This is a genomic window from Azoarcus sp. DD4 (assembly GCF_006496635.1).
Taxonomy (GTDB): domain Bacteria; phylum Pseudomonadota; class Gammaproteobacteria; order Burkholderiales; family Rhodocyclaceae; genus Azoarcus.
This window is the reverse complement of the sequence record NZ_CP022958.1, coordinates 1614280-1631172: the sequence shown is the minus strand read 5'-3', so window position 1 is coordinate 1631172 and position 16893 is coordinate 1614280. Positions and strand designations below refer to the sequence as shown.

At 69.7% G+C, this 16893-nt stretch carries 16 protein-coding genes; 8 read left to right on the top strand and 8 right to left on the bottom strand.

Features of this window, described 5'->3' with window-relative positions:
• Positions 1–3: 3 nt before the first annotated feature.
• Together CJ010_RS07740 and CJ010_RS07735 are read right to left on the bottom strand one after the other, a co-directional pair.
• Positions 4–228 (bottom strand): VF530 family DNA-binding protein, encoded by a 225-nt coding sequence (locus tag CJ010_RS07740; RefSeq protein WP_141017503.1) that lies wholly within the window; start codon positions 226–228, stop codon positions 4–6.
• On the bottom strand, positions 225–710 hold the full coding sequence (locus CJ010_RS07735; protein WP_141017502.1) for an acyl-CoA thioesterase: 486 nt from the start codon (positions 708–710) through the stop codon (positions 225–227). Before CJ010_RS07735 ends, CJ010_RS07740 begins: the two co-directional genes overlap by 4 nt.
• Before the next feature lie 228 nt (positions 711–938).
• Between CJ010_RS07735 and CJ010_RS07730 the strand changes: the two genes are divergently transcribed.
• From CJ010_RS07730 to CJ010_RS07720, 3 genes are all read left to right on the top strand, one after another.
• A complete protein-coding gene (locus tag CJ010_RS07730) occupies positions 939–1964 on the top strand; it encodes a DnaJ C-terminal domain-containing protein (protein ID WP_141017501.1) in 1026 nt (341 codons plus the stop codon).
• 69 nt (positions 1965–2033) lie between these two features.
• Entirely contained in the window at positions 2034–2330 is a 297-nt protein-coding gene (locus tag CJ010_RS07725; RefSeq protein WP_141017500.1) for a hypothetical protein, read from the top strand.
• Positions 2331–2409: 79 nt separating this feature from the next.
• Positions 2410–2616, top strand: coding sequence for a hypothetical protein (locus CJ010_RS07720; protein ID WP_141017499.1), 207 nt, complete (start codon positions 2410–2412; stop codon positions 2614–2616).
• Positions 2617–2628: 12 nt separating this feature from the next.
• On the opposite strand, the gene CJ010_RS07715 is transcribed toward CJ010_RS07720, so the two are convergent.
• On the bottom strand, positions 2629–3882 hold the full coding sequence (locus CJ010_RS07715; protein WP_141017498.1) for an LCCL domain-containing protein: 1254 nt from the start codon (positions 3880–3882) through the stop codon (positions 2629–2631).
• Positions 3883–3919: 37 nt separating this feature from the next.
• Positions 3920–4132: a dodecin gene (locus CJ010_RS07710; RefSeq protein ID WP_141017497.1), complete on the bottom strand. Its 213-nt coding sequence runs from the start codon at positions 4130–4132 to the stop codon at positions 3920–3922.
• 181 nt (positions 4133–4313) lie between these two features.
• Between CJ010_RS07710 and CJ010_RS07705 the strand changes: the two genes are divergently transcribed.
• Genes CJ010_RS07705 through CJ010_RS07695 form a run of 3 tightly spaced genes read left to right on the top strand, consistent with a single transcriptional unit; the run spans position 4314 to position 6466 of the window.
• Positions 4314–4943 (top strand): LemA family protein, encoded by a 630-nt coding sequence (locus tag CJ010_RS07705; protein WP_141017496.1) that lies wholly within the window; start codon positions 4314–4316, stop codon positions 4941–4943.
• 16 nt (positions 4944–4959) lie between these two features.
• A complete protein-coding gene (locus CJ010_RS07700; protein WP_141017495.1) occupies positions 4960–5886 on the top strand; it encodes a YgcG family protein in 927 nt (308 codons plus the stop codon).
• A gap of 43 nt (positions 5887–5929) precedes the next feature.
• Positions 5930–6466 carry a TPM domain-containing protein gene (locus tag CJ010_RS07695; RefSeq protein ID WP_141017494.1) on the top strand — a complete coding sequence of 179 codons (537 nt, stop codon included), beginning with the start codon at positions 5930–5932 and terminating at the stop codon, positions 6464–6466.
• On the opposite strand, the gene CJ010_RS07690 is transcribed toward CJ010_RS07695, so the two are convergent.
• The 3 genes from CJ010_RS07690 to CJ010_RS07680 all read right to left on the bottom strand — a co-directional run bounded on the left by CJ010_RS07690 (position 6458) and on the right by CJ010_RS07680 (position 12583).
• Positions 6458–7933: an aminoacyl-histidine dipeptidase gene (locus CJ010_RS07690; RefSeq protein ID WP_141017493.1), complete on the bottom strand. Its 1476-nt coding sequence runs from the start codon at positions 7931–7933 to the stop codon at positions 6458–6460. The two genes, CJ010_RS07695 and CJ010_RS07690, sit on opposite strands and share 9 nt — an antisense overlap.
• A 130-nt stretch (positions 7934–8063) precedes the next feature.
• Positions 8064–10115, bottom strand: a complete 2052-nt coding sequence (locus tag CJ010_RS07685) for a C13 family peptidase (protein WP_141017492.1) — start codon at positions 10113–10115, stop codon at positions 8064–8066.
• A gap of 95 nt (positions 10116–10210) precedes the next feature.
• Positions 10211–12583, bottom strand: coding sequence for a serine/threonine protein kinase (locus CJ010_RS07680; RefSeq protein WP_141017491.1), 2373 nt, complete (start codon positions 12581–12583; stop codon positions 10211–10213).
• A gap of 239 nt (positions 12584–12822) precedes the next feature.
• On the opposite strand from CJ010_RS07680, the gene CJ010_RS07675 reads away from it, so the two are divergent.
• Together CJ010_RS07675 and CJ010_RS07670 are read left to right on the top strand one after the other, a co-directional pair.
• A complete protein-coding gene (locus CJ010_RS07675; RefSeq protein ID WP_168224917.1) occupies positions 12823–13893 on the top strand; it encodes an extracellular solute-binding protein in 1071 nt (356 codons plus the stop codon).
• 10 nt (positions 13894–13903) lie between these two features.
• Complete coding sequence (locus CJ010_RS07670; RefSeq protein ID WP_141017489.1) at positions 13904–15628, top strand: GGDEF domain-containing protein; 1725 nt, start codon at positions 13904–13906, stop codon at positions 15626–15628.
• A gap of 52 nt (positions 15629–15680) precedes the next feature.
• On the opposite strand, the gene CJ010_RS07665 is transcribed toward CJ010_RS07670, so the two are convergent.
• A complete protein-coding gene (locus tag CJ010_RS07665; protein ID WP_141017488.1) occupies positions 15681–16832 on the bottom strand; it encodes a PQQ-dependent sugar dehydrogenase in 1152 nt (383 codons plus the stop codon).
• Between the last annotated feature and the right edge of the window lie 61 nt (positions 16833–16893).

Sequence of the window (16893 nt, the reverse complement as noted above, 5' to 3'; positions counted from 1 at the left end):
GGTTCAGCCCCGCCTGACCAGTTCCACGTAGAGTGCTTCCACCTGCGCCCGCGCCCACGGCGTGCGGCGCAGGAATTTGAGGCTGGAAGCGATGCTGGGGTCGACGTTGAAGCAGCGGATATCGATGCGCCGGCCCAGTTCGTCCCAGCCGTAGTGCGCCACCAGCTCGTTGAGCAGGCGCTCCAGGGTGACGCCGTGCAACGGATCGCGGCTGGCCGCGTCGTTCATGCGCTGGCCGGCTTCAAGGCTTGCTGGCGGGCCTCGAACTCCTGGCGCAGCTCGCGGCGCAGTTTCGCGGCCTGGTAGCGCCGCTCTTCGTCCGGCGTGCCCGGCACCAGTTGCGGCACGTGGGTGGCGCGGCCGTTCTCGTCCACCGCCACCATGGTGAAGAAGCAGCTGTTGGCATGGCGCATGCGCTTGCCGCGGATGTTCTCGGCCACCACCTTGATGCCGATCTCCATCGACGTCTTGCCGGTGTAGTTCACCGAGGCGAGGAAGGTCACCAGTTCGCCGACGTTGATCGGCTCGCGGAACATCACCTGGTCCACCGACAGGGTGACGACGTATTCGCCGGCGTAGCGGCTGGCACAGGCATAGGCCACCTGGTCGAGCAGCTTGAGGATGGTGCCGCCATGGACCTTGCCGGAAAAATTTGCCATGTCCGGGGTCATCAGCACCGTCATGGTGAGTTGGTGATTGGGCAGCTGCATGAAAACTCCGATAACCTGCGCCGCAAACGGCCACCCGCGTGCAGGCATGAAGATGCGGGCGCTCACAGGTTAAGCCAGCAGCCCGCGCGCCGCCAAGCCTGAACCGCCGGCGCCGGCGATTTACCCCGGCCAAGGTACAAACGCCGATGGCCGACGCGCCACGCCCGCGCGATAATCGCCGCCACGGCTTCGCCCCCTACACCAGCACGCGCACCCCCAGGCCGCCCCATGGACCCGTACTCCCTGCTCGGCATCACCCCCGGCGCCGAAGAAGGCGAACTCAAGCGCGCCTTCCGCCGGCTGGCGATGCGCTGGCATCCGGACCGCAATCCGGCGCCGGACGCGCTCGAGCATTTCAAGGCCTTGCGCGCCGCCTACGAAACCCTGCTCGCCGACCTCACCGACGGCGGCGCCGAGCCATCCGGGGACGACGAGGACATCGACCCCGGCGAGGAAGCCGCAGCCGACGCGGCGGCCCCGGCCGGCCCGCGCGGCGCCGACCGCCGCCAGACGCTGGTACTGAGCATCGAGGAGGCCTGTCTCGGCGCGGAAAAGATCGTGGTGATCGCCGACGAAACCGTGTGCGCCCACTGCCACGGTAGCGGCGAAACCGCGCTGAGCCACAGCCGGCTGTGCGCCACCTGCCACGGCTCGGGCCGGCTGCGCGGTGCGCACGGGCTGGTGAGCTGCGCGGTCTGCAACGGCCGCGGCTATGTCAACAAGGACGCCTGCCCCGACTGCGCCGGCAGCGGCCGGCAGCGCAGCGAACGCCGGCTGGCGGTGCGCGTGCCGCCCGGCATGCTGCCCGGCGACGAACTGCGCCTCGAAGGCGAAGGCGAAGCGCACGACGGCGCCGACGGCCGCCCCGGCGACCTGCGCCTCGTCGTCGAGCTCGCACCGCACCCGCTGTTCCGCCGCGACGGCCGCGACCTGCTGGTGACGCGACCGGTCAGCCTGTTCCGTCTGCTCGCCGGCGGCGAGCTGGTGGTACCGGTGCCCGGCGGCGTGCGCCGCATCGCACTGCCCGGCGACCTCCGCATCCGCCAGCTGCGGGTGGATGGCGCCGGCCTGCCCGGCCGCGGCGGACGTCCGGCCGGTGCGCTGGTGGTCGAGCTCGACGCGGTACTGCCCGACACCGTCGATGCCGGCCTGCGCACCCGGCTTGGCCGTCTCGACGACGCCCTGCGCCTCACGCTCGACGCGCACCTGCCGGCACTCGCCGAGTGGGAGGCCAACTGGCTGCCCGAGGACTGAAACGGCCGCAGCGGCACTCGATAGGCGCCGACGCGGTCCAATCCGCATTCCCCCGCCGGAGACCCCGCCATGAACCTGCAATCCATCGAATCCCTGATGGCCGACATCGAGGAAGAAGATCCGCTCGATCTCGGCGATCTCGCCATCGACGAGACCGAAGCGCGCAGGCTGATGGCCAGCCATTTCTGCGAGATCGACGAACGCCTGTCCGAACACGGACTCGATGCCGAGGCCCGGCTGGAGATCATGGCAGCGATCGCGGCGCACACCATGACCGAGAACATGATCCTGCACCTCGGCCGCCTGCGCGGCGCCGGCGGGCGCGACGAATTCAAGGACTGGATGCGGCGCCACGGCATGTCCTGAGCGGCAGCCCGCGGACATCGCAGGCGCGGCATGGGACAATCCGCCCAGCCATCGCCAACATCCGCAGGACACACCGCCCATGAGCTACGAAGCGCACCTCGACGAAGTCACCACGCTGATCTACGAACACTACGGCCTGAGCGAGAAGGCGGCGATCGCCCTGGTGATGCGCGCCCAGGCCGATGATTTCTTCAGCGGCCACGACGACGACCCTTCGATCTGCACCCAGGAGCGCGCCGAACAGGACGCCAAGGCGGTATTCAAGAAGTACGGCAAGGCCAAGTGAGCCGCCTCCCGGCTAGGGGAAGCGAATGCTGAGCGGATACGCGCCGTAGTCGGCGCTGCCCACGCCGTTGCGGCTGCTGCCCACATAGAGCGACCGGCCTTCGGCGAACACCACGCTGATGGTGCCGCCCGCGCGCGTCACCTTGCCGGCGTGCAACGCAGCCCGGCACAGCCCGGAATCCGCGGTATAGATGTCGCTCCCCCACACCGCGCCGTTGTGGATCGCATCGCCGGAGCACACGCAGGAAAACGGCGTGACCAGATCCGGATTCAGCGACAGATGCGCCGGGCAGGGCTCCACGGCGGCGGGCAGCGCGGTGCCGGCGAAGTGGATCGCCGGGTGATAGCGCCCGTAGTCGCTGCTGGTCACGCCATTGCGCTCGGTGCCCGCGTACAGATCGCGCCCGGGCATTCGCTCCACCACCACCTTGCCGCCCGCACGCGGGATCGCCCCCGCATGCAGCGCCGCCTGGCACAGGCCGGAATCGGCGGTGTAGACGTCCGTTCCCCACACCGCATTGTGCGTATAAGTTCCCGCCGCGCCGCAGACACAGGTGAAGGGCGTAGGCAGGTCGGGATTGATCGCAAAGTACTGCGGACACGGCCCGGGCGCATCATCCCCGGTGCTCGCAGCAAGCGGTCCCGGTGCCGGCGGCGCTGACACGGCAGGCGGAGCCGAGCCGGTCGTCGCTGCTTCCTGCACAAGCGGCTGCGGCCTGACAGCCTCCTGCCCGCCCTCGCCCAGCAACTGCCAGCCGGCCAACAGCGCCACCGCGGTCACGACGCCTGCACCCGCGCCAACCACGAGCGCCATCACCGGCACTCGCCGCCGCGGCGCCGTTGCCGACCCGCTGGCTGCCGCGCGCCGCCCCTGGATCGCATCGGCCAGACGTACCCAGTGCGCCTCGACCGGCTCCTGCCAGGCATCGATCCAGTGCTCGGACGACACGAACAGCTCCAGCGAGCGGTCCGGGGCGACATCCTCGATACGCACCAGGAATACCGGCTTGTCCTTGCTCGCCGCCCGCTCCAGCTCGCGCCGCACGAAGGGCGAACGATTGGCCTGGGCCGACAGCAGCAGCACGAACACCGCCGAGGATTCGATACCGTCGAGGATCTCGGCGGCATACTCCCGCCCCGGCGTCACGTCGCGCGGCGCAATCCAGCAGTCGATGCCGGCGCGTTCGAGGAAGGCACACAGCCCATCGGCAATCCGCGCGTCCTCGGACGCATGGCTGATGAAGGCCTTCCAGCCGCTGCCTGCCACGACGCCTCCCCGGGCGCGCCTGGCGCCCTGCCCCGCGTCAGCCGTTCTCGATGCGGAAGCCCACCTTCAGCGTGACCTGGAAGTGGGCGACCTTGCCGTCGACCACATGGCCGCGCGTTTCGCTGACCTCGAACCAGTCGATGTGCCGGATCGTCTGCCCGGCGGTCTCGATGGCGTTGCGGATGGCATCGTCGGTGCCGGTCTTGGATGAGCCGACGAGTTCGACGAGCTTGTAGACATGGTCCGACATGGCAGCGTCCTCCTCCTGAGCGTGAATTCAGTATAGGAAGCGCTCGCCGCGCCTGCCGCATCCATCGGCCTGCGCGCAGCCAGCGCATGACGCTGGTAAAGTAACGCGGTCCCGGACACCCGTGGCCACCCCGCATCGCGCCGTGCGGCGGCGCCCCCACCCAACCACGCGAAGGACGACCATGCCCGCCTCCCTCCTGCTCCGCACCGCCCGCCTGCTTGCGCTCTCCGCCGTCGTCGGCCTCGCCGGCCTGCTCGGCGGCTGCGGCTACAACGACTTCCAGCGTCTCGACGAACAGAGCAAGTCCGCCTGGGCCGAGGTGCTCAACCAGTACCAGCGCCGTGCCGACCTCATCCCCAACCTGGTCAGCACGGTCAAGGGCGAAGCCAGTTTCGAGCAGGAAACCCTCACCCGCGTGATCGAGGCGCGCTCGCGCGCGACCGCCATCCAGGTCACCCCCGAAATGCTCAACGACCCGCAGGCGATGGAGCGCTTCCAGCAGGCCCAGGGCCAGCTCGGCAGCGCGCTGTCGCGCCTGCTCGCGGTGTCCGAGAACTACCCCAGCCTCAAGGCCAACCAAGGCTTCCAGGATCTGCGGGTGCAGCTCGAAGGCACCGAGAACCGCATCACCGTCGCGCGCAACAAGTACATCCAGAGCGTGCAGGACTACAACGTGCTGGCGCGCAGTTTCCCCACCAACCTGACCGCGATGATCTTCTCCTACGCGCCCAAGGCCGGCTTCACCGTGGCCAACGAAGCCGAGATCTCGCGCCCGCCCACGGTGGACTTCGACAAGCAGCCGGCGCGCTGAACGCCGCGCCGCCCGCATGAAGCGCCCCGCCCACCTGCCCTTGCCCCCTGCGCCGCCGGCCTGGCTCGCTGCGCTGTTGCGCATGGCGCTGTGCCTGCTGCTTGCCGCAGCGCTGCCGGCGGCGGCGCAGGCGCTGCAGCCGGTACCGCCGCTGAACGCGCGCGTCATCGACCAGACCGCCACGCTGGACGCCGGCCAGCGCCAGGCGCTGGAAGACAAGCTCGCCCGCTTCGAAGCCGAACGCGGCACCCAGATCGTGGTGCTGGTGGTCGCGACCACCGCGCCCGAGGACATCGCGGCCTATGCCTTCCGCGTGGCCGACAGCTGGAAGATAGGCCGGCGCGAGGTCGGCGACGGCCTGCTGCTGATCGTCGCCAGGGACGACCGCACGATGCGCATCGAGGTGGCACGCGCACTCGAAGGCGCGGTGCCGGACCTCGCCGCCTTCCGCATCATCGACCGCATCATCGTGCCCGCCTTCCGCCGCGGCGACTTCGCCGGCGGCATCGATGCCGGGGTCGATGCGCTGATGGCACTGGTGCGCGGCGAAGCGCTGCCGCTGCCGGCCGCCGGCGATACCGGACGGAAGGACACCCTGTCGCTGGCCGACCTCGCCGTCTTCCTTTTCGTCGGAGTGCCGGTGGTGGGCGGCGTGCTCACCGCGATGCTGGGCCGCAAGCTCGGCACCCTGGCCACCGCCGGCGCCACCGGCGTGCTGGTGCAGATCCTTACCGGCAGCCTCCTGCTCGCCATCGTCGGCGGCGTGCTGGCGCTGCTCTTCGTGCTGACCATGGGCTCGGGCGGCGGCGGCCGGGGTGGTCGCGGCGGCGGTGGCCTGGGCGGTCCCATCATCTGGGGCGGCGGACGCGGCGGCGGCGGAGGCGGCTTCAGTTCGGGCGGCGGCGGCAGCTTCGGCGGCGGTGGCGCCTCCGGCAGATGGTGAGGCCGCCCATGCACACACACGGACTGGCAGTCGGAAACCCCGCATGAACGCCCTCTTCACCCTGCTCCGACACCTCTGGCTCGACGCCGGTGACGCCCACCGCGCGCTCGGCGGGCCGGCGCTGCACCGCCTCGAAGCGCGCATCGCCGACAGCGAACGCCGCCACCGTGGCGAGATCTGCCTCTACGTCGAAGCCAGCCTGCCGCTGAGCTATCTCTGGCGCGGGCTGCGCCGGCGGCTGCCGATGGCGGTCATCGTGCGCGAACGCGCGCTCGCCCAGTTCGGCAAGCTGCGGGTGTGGGACACCGAGTTCAACAACGGCGTGCTGATCTATCTGCAGCTGGCCGAGCACGATATCGAGATCGTCGCCGACCGCGGGCTGGCGCGCCACGTCCCGCCCGGGGACTGGGCGGCGCTGCTCGGCGACATGAGCGCGGCCTTTCGCGCCGGCCACTACGAGGATGGCCTGGCGCGCGCGATCGACGCCGTCGGCACCGAACTCGAACGCCACTTCCCGCGCGGCGACGGCGAACACGAGGCCGACGTCGACGAACTGCCGAACCGGCCCCGGCTAGGCTGAGGGCACCTCGCGCGACGGCATCGCCGCCAGCACCGCCACCAGCAGGCGCCAGGCGCGCTCCACGCTCGCCACCTCCACCCGCTCGCCCGGCGCATGCGCGCCGCGTATGGTCGGGCCGAAGGAAATCATGTCCATGTCCGGCCAGGTGGCGGTGAAGATGCCGCATTCCAGCCCGGCGTGGATCACCTTCACCGCCGCTTCGCCGCCGAACTCGCGCCGGTAGACCTGCTGGAACAAAGCAAGCAGGCCGGAATCCGGATTCGGCGCCCAGCCGGGGTAAGGCTCGCTCACCGTCGCCGCCATGCCGGCAAGGCCGAAGAGGCCGACGATCTCGTCCGCCAGTACGCGCGTGCCCGCATCCAGCAGCGAGCGCACCATCAGCGTCGCCTGCAGACGATCCGCATCCAGCTTCAGCACGCCGAGGTTGTTGGAGGTTTCGACCACGCCCGCCACCCGCGTGCTCATGCGGCGCACGCCGTGGGGCGCCGCGTGCAGCGCCGCCAGCGCGCGGCGGGCGGCCGCATCGCTCAGCACGCGTGCCGGCTGGGCGGCGTCCGGCTCGGCGCGCAAACGGAAGCCGTCGTCGACACCCGCCAGTTCGTCGGCAATGTCGGCGGCGATGCGCGCCAGCGCCTGCTGCAGCGCCTGCGCCTTGCCGTCCGCCACCAGGATCAGCGCGCAGGCCTCGCGCGGCAGGGCATTGCGCGCGGTGCCGCCGTCGATGCCGGCCAGGGCGAACGGCAGTCCTGCGCCGGCCAGGCCCTGCAGCGCACGCACCAGCAGCTTGATCGCATTGCCGCGCTGCAGATGGATGTCGACGCCGGAATGGCCGCCCTTGAGGCCATCGACCAACAGGCGCAGCGCCTGCTGCCCGGCTGGCGCCGGCACCGACTCCAGCGGCGCGTCCACCACCACGTCGGCGCCCCCGGCGCAGCCGAGATAGAACTCGCCCCAGTCCTCGGTATCGATGTTGATCAGCCGCCGGCCACGCAAAGCCTCGGCCTGCGCGCCGCGCGCGCCGGTCATGCCGGCTTCCTCGTCCACCGTCAGCAGCACTTCCAGCGCCGGATGGGCGATGTCGTCCGCCTCCAGCGCCGCCAGCGCCAAGGCCACGCCGATGCCGTTGTCCGCCCCCAGCGTGGTGTCGTCGGCCACCAGCCAGCCGTCGCGCAGCTCGGCGCGGATCGGATCGTGCAGGAAGTCGTGCCTGCTTGCCGCGTTCTTCTGGCAGACCATGTCGAGATGGCCCTGCAGCACCACGCCCGGGCTGTCCTCGTAGCCCGGCGTGGCCGGCTTGGACAGGACGAGGTTGCCGGTGGCATCCATCGCCACGCCCAGCCCGCGCTGCCGCGCCCAGGCAGCGATCTCGTCGCGCAGCGCCTGCTCGTGCGCGGACATGCGGGGAATGCGGCACAGCGTGGCGAAATGGCGCCAGACGGCGGCGGGCTGGAGGTGGGACAGATCCATGGAACATCCTGGGCAGATTCGTTGGCGAAATGCCGCGGCGGGAAAACCCTCCGCGGCAAGGTGCTGCCACCGAGCATAACGTCTACCCGGCGCAGGGCGAATAGCGGCGGCGGCCCCGCCGCACTCCCGGCTAGGGCAAGGCAGCGCCGACCTTCTGCAGGTGGGCCGGCGCCGGTAGCGGTTCCCTCGCGAACTGCAGCAGCATCGGCGCGAGTGCGGCGCCACCGCGCATCTGCGGCAGCGAGGCGAGCAGGCCCTCGGCCTGCTCGCGGCTGGCGATGCGCGTGCTGGCGATCTCGAAGGCTTCGGTGAAGGAACGCGTCTCGCGCAGCGCTTCGTGGAAATAGGCGCGGCCGAAGTCGGTGAATTCATTGTGGTCCGCGCAACCGAAGGAATTGCGGTCGGCCGCGGCGGCAGTGATCACCAGCGTGTGCTCGTCCTCCAGCGCCGGAATGAAGCCGCCGGAATAGCAGGCCGAGATCACCACTACCCGGCGCGGAATGCCGGCGTCGTCGAGCGCGCGGCGCAGCATCCCGGGTGTGATGTCCTCGAACTGGAAGGGCCAGAAGGACAAGGAAAAGCGGTGGTTGGGCGAACCGTGCGAGGTCAGGAACAGGAACAGCAGATCCTCCTCGCCGTTCATGCGGGCACCGATCTCGCGCAGCGCGACGGCCAGGGATTCGCGGTTGGCCACCGGCAGATCCTGCACCGTGGCGGGGTTGTTCACCAGCACCGCCGAATGGCCGGCGGTGCCGAAACGTTGGACAAAGAGCTGCTCCACGGCGCGGACCTCGCGCAGGAAGACGTCCTGCCCGCCGTCGCCGCCCACCCCGAGAAAGTAGATTTCCGGCACGCCCGCGCGGCCGGGCAGCAGGCCGGCAAGCTGGCGCTCCAGTACGCGCGGCTGGCCGTAGAGCACGCTTTCGTCGATGCGCAGCCGCGGCTTGCCCGCCCCTTCCGCCGGCGCCACGTACCAGAGCTCGGGCGGTTCGAGATGCAGCCACAGGTTCCCTGCCATGGCCAGCGTCGCGACACCGGCCGCCAGCGCACGCAGGCCGCGGCTGCCATCTACCAGCCGCCACACCAGCACAGCGCCGGCGAGCAGCAGCCACAGTTGGGGCAGGTAGTACAGGGCCCACAAGGTGGCCAGCAGGGCGCCCTCGGGCGCCAGACCGCGCGCGGCGATCAGCTTGCCCACCGGCAGCTCAGTCCACAGGGCGGTCAGCGGCAGCGGCAACAGCAGCAGGGTGAAGGCAATCAGCAGGCGCCCGGCGGCAACCCGGCGCCGTGCCGCAAGCAGCGCCAGCGAGGCCACGAGCGCCGCACCGGCAAAGGGCGACAGCAGCTCCGTCGCCTCGTACCACACCAGTTCGCCGGGATAGCCCTCCGCCACTATCTGCAGCACCAGCGTCAGCACGGCGAAGACCAGTACCGCGAGCACCAGGCTGGCGGCATCGGCCACCAGACTGCCAGCCAGCGGCGGACGCAGCAGCAGGATGCGGCCGAGTTGGTGCAGGTCGTCGACGAAGCTGCCGCGCCGCGGCTCCGGTGCTAGCTCCCCGGCCGCGGACGGGGGCGCACCGGCCGCCGTCGCCGCCACCTCGTCTGCCGGCCCGGAAAGCGGGGCCTCGTCGCCGGCGGGCTCCGACACGGCAGCACCGGCCATGCCGGCACGCAGGGCGGCCAGCCATTGCGCCCGCTGCGTACCGTCGGCGAAGGCGCTGTCGGCCACCGCCAGCACCTGCGGTACCGGCCCGAGCACGATGGCGATCCAGCCGGGCTGCTCCGAGACCTCGGCCACCCGCGACCACGGCAACAAGGAGACGCCCAGCCCCGATACGTCCTCGATGCCGCGCTCGGTCAGGCGCAGGCTGATCTCGCCGCTCGCCTCCGCATAGCTCCTGCCGAGGTAGCCGAACAGCCGGCGCCGCGCGGCGCTGGCGGACAGCAGGCCGGCCAGGACCAGCAGCACGATCAGCCCGGCCAGGGTGCCGCGGTCGCCGATGGCCTCGGCGCCGAACAGTATGCCGAGCACCGCGCCGACGACGATCCAGCCGAGCAAGTGCCGGCCCCCGGCCGCCGGCCCCTGGCCGACACGGCGATTCAGGCTCGCTGCCGACAGCTCGTAGGCGGCGCGCGCGGTGGCAGGGTCGAGGGTGTAGCGGATGGCGGAAGGGTGCATGGGGAATCCGGGGCAATGGGCCGGGCCGGCCGGCTGGCCCGAGGATTATGCCAGCTGCCTGAACCGGCCTGCACCCGCTGCGACCCACGGCTGCCCTAGCTCGACTGCTTGATCGCCAGCACCGCCTGGTTGCGCAAGGTGCGCAGCAGCGAGAGTTCCTTCTCGGTGATCTCGATCTCGCCGGCGTGCTCCTTCTCGGCGTAGATCAGCGCCACCGGCGCGTTCTTGATCGTCAGCGGGAACAGCACGAAAGTCTTGGCGCTGACGGACTGGCGATACCAGGCGGGGATGCGTTCGGCAATCTTGGCGTCGTCCACGTCGCTGATCAGGATGTCCACGCCCTTGGAGGTTGCGGCATGGAAGATGTCGGGCGTGAAGTTGAGGGTGAAGCGGAACTGCTTGGCCAGTTCGGTCACATCTGGGCCGAAGCCGAAACGGCCCTGCATGGTGTTGCTGCGGGCATCGCGGATGCACAGCAGCACCCGGCGAAAGCCCATCGCCCGGTACATGGTCTCGAGGATGATGCGCAGGATGTCGTTGAGCTTGAAGTCCTCGACCAGCGTATTGCTGATGTCCTGGATGCCGGCGGTGAGCACCGCCTGGGCATCGGCGGCCTTGCGGCCCTCTTCGCCGAAGTTGCCGGTATCGAGCGCCGGCGAACGGTTCTGCTCCAGCACCGCACCGCCCATGCTGCCCTCGCCGCCCTCTTCGTCCGCAGCGCTCGTGCCCGATGCGTATTTGCGCAGCTGCTGGCCGAAATGGGTCTGGCCGAGGTTGATGCGGATGATGCGGGCGAACTCGGTGACTTCCTCGATGGCGTGGTCTATCGCCTCCTTCAGCTCGGCCGCGTCCAGCGGCTGGGCGTCGGCGAAGCGGGCGGCGATGCGCTGCATCTCCTTCTTGCGCTGCTCCGGCGTCAGCGTCGCGATGGCCGAAGAGATCTCGTTCGACAGCGCCGACACTACCCGCAGACGGTCTTCCTGCGTGGCCGGCTTGCGCACCTTGCCGGCCGCCAGCTTGTGCATGGATTCGACGATGAGCGTCGGAAAACCCCAGCTGCGCGCGATGCCTATGCCCAGGTCCTCGAAGCTGATGCCCAGCACGCGCAGCGCCGCCACTTCTTCGGTACAGGACTTCTGCACCATCACGCGGCGGATCTCCTCGCTCTCTTCCGGAAAATAGAACTGGCTGAGCAGGCGCCCGAGGCTGTGGAAAACCGAGCAGATGAAGGCCTGCTCCAGGTCGCGGGTACGCGCCTTGGCGGAGATGTCCTTGGCCAGGATGCCGGCCAGGTTGGCGCGCAGGAACTCTTCCTTGAGCTGGCCGGCATTGCTCTTGTTCTGCAGATGCTCGAACAGCAGCACGGTGATGGCGATGTTGCGCACGGTATCGAAGCCGAGCACGATCACCGCGCGCGACACCGTGCTGATGCTGCCGCCGCCGGCCTGGCGGTAGGCCACCGAATTGACCAGGCGCAGGATCTTGTTGGTGAGCGAGAAGTCGCGCAGGATGGACACCGACAGCTTGGAGACGCTCTCGGATTCGCTCGATGCGATGCGGTTGATCGCGCTCACCGACTCCGACAGCGCGGGAAAGTCGCTCTTGTGGCGCATGCGCCGCAGCAGGAAGTCCACCGTGCTCTGGCGCGCCTCGGCCGACTGCGCCTCGTCCTCCGGCTCCAGCCAGGCAGCCAGCGCCTGCCGGAACGCGGCGGCACTCTCGAAGCGCTCGGCCGGATCGCGCGCCACCGCGCGCAGCGCGATGCCGGCCACCCGCTCGTCGAGCGGAATATCGTCGGGCAGCACCACCGGCTGGCTGACGATGCGCTGCATCACCATGTCGATGTTGTCGCCGGCGAAGAGCCGCCGCCCGGTCAGCAGTTCGATGAAGATGACGCCGGCGGCGAACACGTCGATGCGTTCGCTCACCGCGCGGCTGGCGATGTACTCGGGCGCCATGTAGGCCGGCGTGCCGGAGAAATCACCCTGGCCGGCATTGCCCGCCATGCGGCAGGCGATGCCGAAGTCCATCACCCGGACCGCGCCGCCCTCGTCCAGCAGCACGTTGCTCGGCTTGAGGTCGCGGTGGATGATGCCCTCGGCGTGGGCCTGGCCCACCGCCGCCAGGATCTGCACCATGATCTCGGCCGCGCGCACCGGCTGCAGCGCGCCTTCGCGCCGCATGCAGGCCGCCAGGCTCTCCCCGCGCACGTACTCGAACACCAGGTAGACGTCGCCGTCGGCCTCGCCGGCCTCGAAGATGGGCACGATGCCGGCATGACGCAGCGGACTGACGATGCGCGCCTCGGCCAGCAACACCTCGTTCTGCCCCGGTTTGTGCTCGGAAAAATGCAGCGTCTTGACCGCGACCTCGCGCTCCAGCTGCGGATCGAAAGCCCGATAGACGACGCTTTGCGCGCCGCGACCCAGCTCCCCCCTGATTTCGAACCGACCTATGTTCTTGTTCATTGCTGTTGCGTCGAACCCCGCCGGCGCCAGTGCGCCGCCTCCTGCCGGCAACCTACTACAAAATGGGTAGCTCTTCGAGGGTTTTCCGCGGCCCCGCGCGCAATATCGCCGGCCGCCGCAACCGCCCGGCCCGGGCCGGCGGGCGCGGCGTGGCGAGCGTGACAAATTCCCGCGCCAGGACTTGGTTCCTCGTTGAATTTGCTATCCAATACGAAAACACTACGCCAAGCATGGAAACCATGCGCAAGCCCGCTCCCCGCTCACTCCGGCTCGCTGCCCTGCACCTCGGCTGCGTGCTCGTGCTCGCGCTGGGCCAGGCGCCGGTCGTCGCGGCCGAGCTGCTGCGCGTGCTCGCCTGGCCGGGCTATGCCGACCCGGACATCGTGCAGGCCTTCGAAGCGCGCCACCGGGTGAAGGTCGAAATCACCTTCATCGGTTCGGACGACGTCATGTGGGAAAAGCTGGCCGTCGGCCAGGGCCGCGATTTCGATGTGTTCGCGGTGAATACCGCCGAGCTGCAGCGCTACATCGACACCGGCATCAGCGTGCCGGTCGATCAGCAGCGCATCCCCAACACCGGCCGGCAATTGCCGCGTTTCCGCGACCTCGCGGCCATTTCCGGCCTGGTACGCGACGGCAAGGCCTACGCGATTCCCTATACCTACTCGACGATGGGGCTGATCTACGACCGCCAGCGCTTCGCCACGCCGCCGGACTCCATCGCGGTGCTGTGGGACCCCGGCTATCGCGGCCAGATCCTCGCTTTCAACGGCAGCAGCCACAACTTCTCGCTGGCCGCACAGGCGCTGGGACTGGAATCGCCCTTCCGCATCCCGGAAGCGCAGATGCGCGACGCCATCGACAAGCTGATCGCCCTGCGCCGCAATGTGCTTACCTTCTACAGCCTGCCGGAGGAGTCGGTGGAACTGTTCCGCAGCCAGCGCATCGCCGTGATGTTCGCCAACTACGGCACCCAGCAGGTACAGCAGCTGCGCAAGGCCGGCATCAACATCGGTTACGTGCTGCCGCGCGAAGGCGTGTTCGCCTGGCTGGACTGCTGGTCCATCACCCGCGGCGCGCGCAACCGCGCCCTGGCCGAAGCCTGGATAGACCACATGCTGGACCGCGCCGCGAGCAAGGCGCTAGTCGACCGTCAGGGCCTCGCCAACACCACCGACAGCACCGGCGCTCCTGCCGCAGCCGACCGCATCATCTGGCTGCAGCCGGTGGAAGACGTGGGCCGGCGCACCGCGCTGTGGGAGCAGATCCTGTCGGGCGAGCGGCACGTGGCCGACCGCTCTCCGCACTGAAGCGCCCGCCATGCGCATCAATCTCGGCCTCAAGCTCGGTGTCCTGCTGGCAAGCTTTGCGATGCTTGCCGCCGGCCTGACCGGCTACTACTCCTATTCCGCCAGCCGCAACATGCTGATCGATGCGGCTGAAAGCGCCCAGCTCACGGCCACGCAGGTGCTGGCACGGCGCTTCTCGACCGCGGTCGGCGAGGCCGCCGACGATGCCATCCAGCTCGCGCTGCAGCCGCGGACCCAGCGCGTCGGCGCCAACCCCGACGCCATCGGCGTACAGGCGGACAAGGACGCGCTCACCGAGCAGTTCGTCGCCCTGCTGAGCGCCAATCCGGAGTACTTCCAGATCCGGCTCATCAGCGCCGGCATGCACGGGCTGGAGATCGTGCGTGTCGACCGCGACGGCGACCGCCTTGCCCGCATGCACGGCGACGAGCTGCAGGAAAAAGGGCACTACCCCTATGTCTTCAAGACGCTCGCGCTCGGCAGCGGCGAGGTGCATTTTTCCGACATCGGCATCAATCACGAACGCGGTGCGCACAGCGGTCTCGGCCAGCCCAGCCTGCTGGTGGCGACGCCGATACGCGGCGAACAGGGCGAAGCCTACGGACTGATCGTCGTCAATGTCGATCTCAACGGCCTGTTCGGCCAGTTGCGTCGCGACCTGCCGGAAGCCTATCAGGTGTACCTGACCAACCAGCGCGGCGACTTCCTCGTTCATCCGGACGACACGCAGACCTTCGGCTTCGACCAGGGCCGCCGCATCCTGGTGCAGGACAGCTTCGCCCCTACCGCTGCCATCGTCCAGGGCCAGGCCGGCCAGGTGGTGACGACGCAGGCGACCGCCACCGGCGGCGACGAAGTGGTGGCCAGCTTCGTCAAGCACCCCTACGGCGATCCGCTTACCGGCCAGTTCGTCATCTTCGGCCTGACCCAGCCGCTGGGCGGCGTGCTGCGTGAATCCCGCGAGCTGGGCGAAGCCATCGTGCAGATCGTGATCGGCTTCAGCCTGCTGGCCATCCTGCTGGCCGTCGTCACCTCGCGCGCCGTCACCGAGCCTCTCAAGAACATGGTGGCGGCGGTGCGCCGCTTCCCGGACGACGACGCGATGCAGGCGCTGCCGCTCACCCGCAGCGACGAGATCGGCGTGCTGGCCTGCAGCTTCAAGGACATGCAGACGCAGACCCGCGCCTACCTCGACGATCTGCACGAAAGCCGCAGTGCGCTCGCCCAGCTGGCAAGCCACGATCCGCTGACCGGCCTGGCCAACCGCCGCCACTTCCAGGAACGGCTGGAGCACGCCATCGCCACCAGCCGGCGCACCGGCCAGGCGCTCGCCCTGCTCTACATCGACCTCGACAACTTCAAGGACATCAACGACCGCTACGGCCATGCCAGCGGCGACCTCGTGCTACAGGCGGTGGCGCAGCGGCTGCGCCACACCGTGCGCGAGATCGACACCGTGGCGCGCCTGGGCGGCGACGAGTTCGTGATCCTGTTCGACGCCGTGATCGGCCGCGACGACGTCGTCCGCATCGCCGACAAGCTGCTGGCCGCCCTGCGCCAGCCCGTACTGACCCACGGCCATGCGCTCAAGGTGCTGGCCAGCATAGGCATCAGCCTCTACCCGCAGGACGGCGAGACCGCCGATGCCCTGCTGAGCCACGCCGACCGTGCGATGTACCACTCCAAGACCAGCGGCCGCGACAGCTACCGCTTCTTCGACTCGCTGGAACGCTGACGCGCGCCTACCGGACTACCCGCTTGTCACTACGCGGGCCGGGCGGGAGCGCTCAGGCCGGATCGAGCCGCAGCACTCTGCCGTCGCCGTCGTCCAGCAGCCACAGGCGGCCATCCGGCCCCTGGCGCACGTCGCGGATGCGGATGCCCTGGTCGGTCAGCAAGCGTTCTTCCTTCACCACCTTGTCGCCGTCCAGCACCAGCCGCGCCAGCAGGCGGAACTTGAGCGCGCCGGCAAAGACATTACCCTTCCAGGCCGGGAAGGCATCGCCGCTGTAGAACGCCAGCCCGGACGGCGCGATCGACGGCGTCCATTGCCACCGCGACGGCTCCACATCGGCGCGCTCCGCGCCCTCGCCGATACGAAAGCCGGTAACGTACTCGCGGCCGTGGGTGATCACCGGCCAGCCGTAATTGCGCCCGGCCAGCACCCGGTTGAGTTCGTCGCCGCCCTGCGGGCCGTGCTCGGTCGCCCACAGTTCGCCGGTCTGCGGATGAAGCGCCGCGCCCTGCACGTTGCGGTGGCCGTAAGACCAGATCTCCGGCAGCACGCCCGGCCGGCCGGCGTAAGGATTGTCCGCCGGCACGCCGCCGTCCGGGCGGATGCGCACGATCTTGCCGAAGTGGGTGCCGAGATCCTGGGCGCGGTCGCGCTCGCTGTAGCGGTCGCCCAGGGTGATGAAGAGATTGCCGGCACGGTCGAACACCAGCCGAGAACCCCAGTGGTTGTTGCCGTCGACCGCGTCGCGCTGGGTGAAGATCACCTTCAGCTCCGTCAGCCGCAGCCCGGCCAGATCCAACGTGGCACTCGCCACCGCGCTGCGGGCACCGCCGCTGGCGGGCTGCGCATAAGAGAAATAGATGCGGCGGCTGGAGGCGAAGTCGGGCGCCAGCACCACGTCGAGCAGGCCGCCCTGGCCGCGCGCATGCACCGCGGGCACGCCGGCGATCGGTGGCGACAGCTCGCCGCTGGCCGAGACGATGCGCATCCGCCCCGGCCGCTCGGTCACCAGCAGCCGGCCATCGGGCAGGAAGGCCAGCGCCCACGGGTTTTCCAGCCCGCGTGCGACCTCGGTGATGCGGATCGGCCCGGCCTCGCTCTGCGACACCGCGTCGGCCCTCGCCGACAGGGGCAGGGCGAGCGTCCCGCCTAACAGCGCGGCCGTCAGGGTGAGAGCGGAAAGGGACAGCGGGGTGGCGGACATCGGCAATCTCCTGAAGAATCCGGGCGGACGACGCCCCGGCGACCTGTTGAGGACACCGACA

Bases quoted from the DNA above. Each gene is read 5' to 3' on its own strand.
- CJ010_RS07680 (WP_141017491.1), bottom strand. From the start codon at position 12,583: ATGAACAAGAACATAGGTCGGTTCGAAATCAGGGGGGAGCTGGGTCGC.
- CJ010_RS07740 (WP_141017503.1), bottom strand. From the start codon at position 228: ATGAACGACGCGGCCAGCCGCGATCCGTTGCACGGCGTCACCCTGGAG.
- CJ010_RS07710 (WP_141017497.1), bottom strand. From the start codon at position 4,132: ATGTCGGACCATGTCTACAAGCTCGTCGAACTCGTCGGCTCATCCAAG.
- CJ010_RS07735 (WP_141017502.1), bottom strand. From the start codon at position 710: ATGCAGCTGCCCAATCACCAACTCACCATGACGGTGCTGATGACCCCG.
- CJ010_RS07675 (WP_168224917.1), top strand. From the start codon at position 12,823: ATGCGCAAGCCCGCTCCCCGCTCACTCCGGCTCGCTGCCCTGCACCTC.
- CJ010_RS07725 (WP_141017500.1), top strand. From the start codon at position 2,034: ATGAACCTGCAATCCATCGAATCCCTGATGGCCGACATCGAGGAAGAA.
- CJ010_RS07685 (WP_141017492.1), bottom strand. From the start codon at position 10,115: ATGCACCCTTCCGCCATCCGCTACACCCTCGACCCTGCCACCGCGCGC.
- CJ010_RS07705 (WP_141017496.1), top strand. From the start codon at position 4,314: ATGCCCGCCTCCCTCCTGCTCCGCACCGCCCGCCTGCTTGCGCTCTCC.
- CJ010_RS07695 (WP_141017494.1), top strand. From the start codon at position 5,930: ATGAACGCCCTCTTCACCCTGCTCCGACACCTCTGGCTCGACGCCGGT.
- CJ010_RS07670 (WP_141017489.1), top strand. From the start codon at position 13,904: ATGCGCATCAATCTCGGCCTCAAGCTCGGTGTCCTGCTGGCAAGCTTT.
- CJ010_RS07665 (WP_141017488.1), bottom strand. From the start codon at position 16,832: ATGTCCGCCACCCCGCTGTCCCTTTCCGCTCTCACCCTGACGGCCGCG.
- CJ010_RS07730 (WP_141017501.1), top strand. From the start codon at position 939: ATGGACCCGTACTCCCTGCTCGGCATCACCCCCGGCGCCGAAGAAGGC.
- CJ010_RS07720 (WP_141017499.1), top strand. From the start codon at position 2,410: ATGAGCTACGAAGCGCACCTCGACGAAGTCACCACGCTGATCTACGAA.
- CJ010_RS07700 (WP_141017495.1), top strand. From the start codon at position 4,960: ATGAAGCGCCCCGCCCACCTGCCCTTGCCCCCTGCGCCGCCGGCCTGG.
- CJ010_RS07690 (WP_141017493.1), bottom strand. From the start codon at position 7,933: ATGGATCTGTCCCACCTCCAGCCCGCCGCCGTCTGGCGCCATTTCGCC.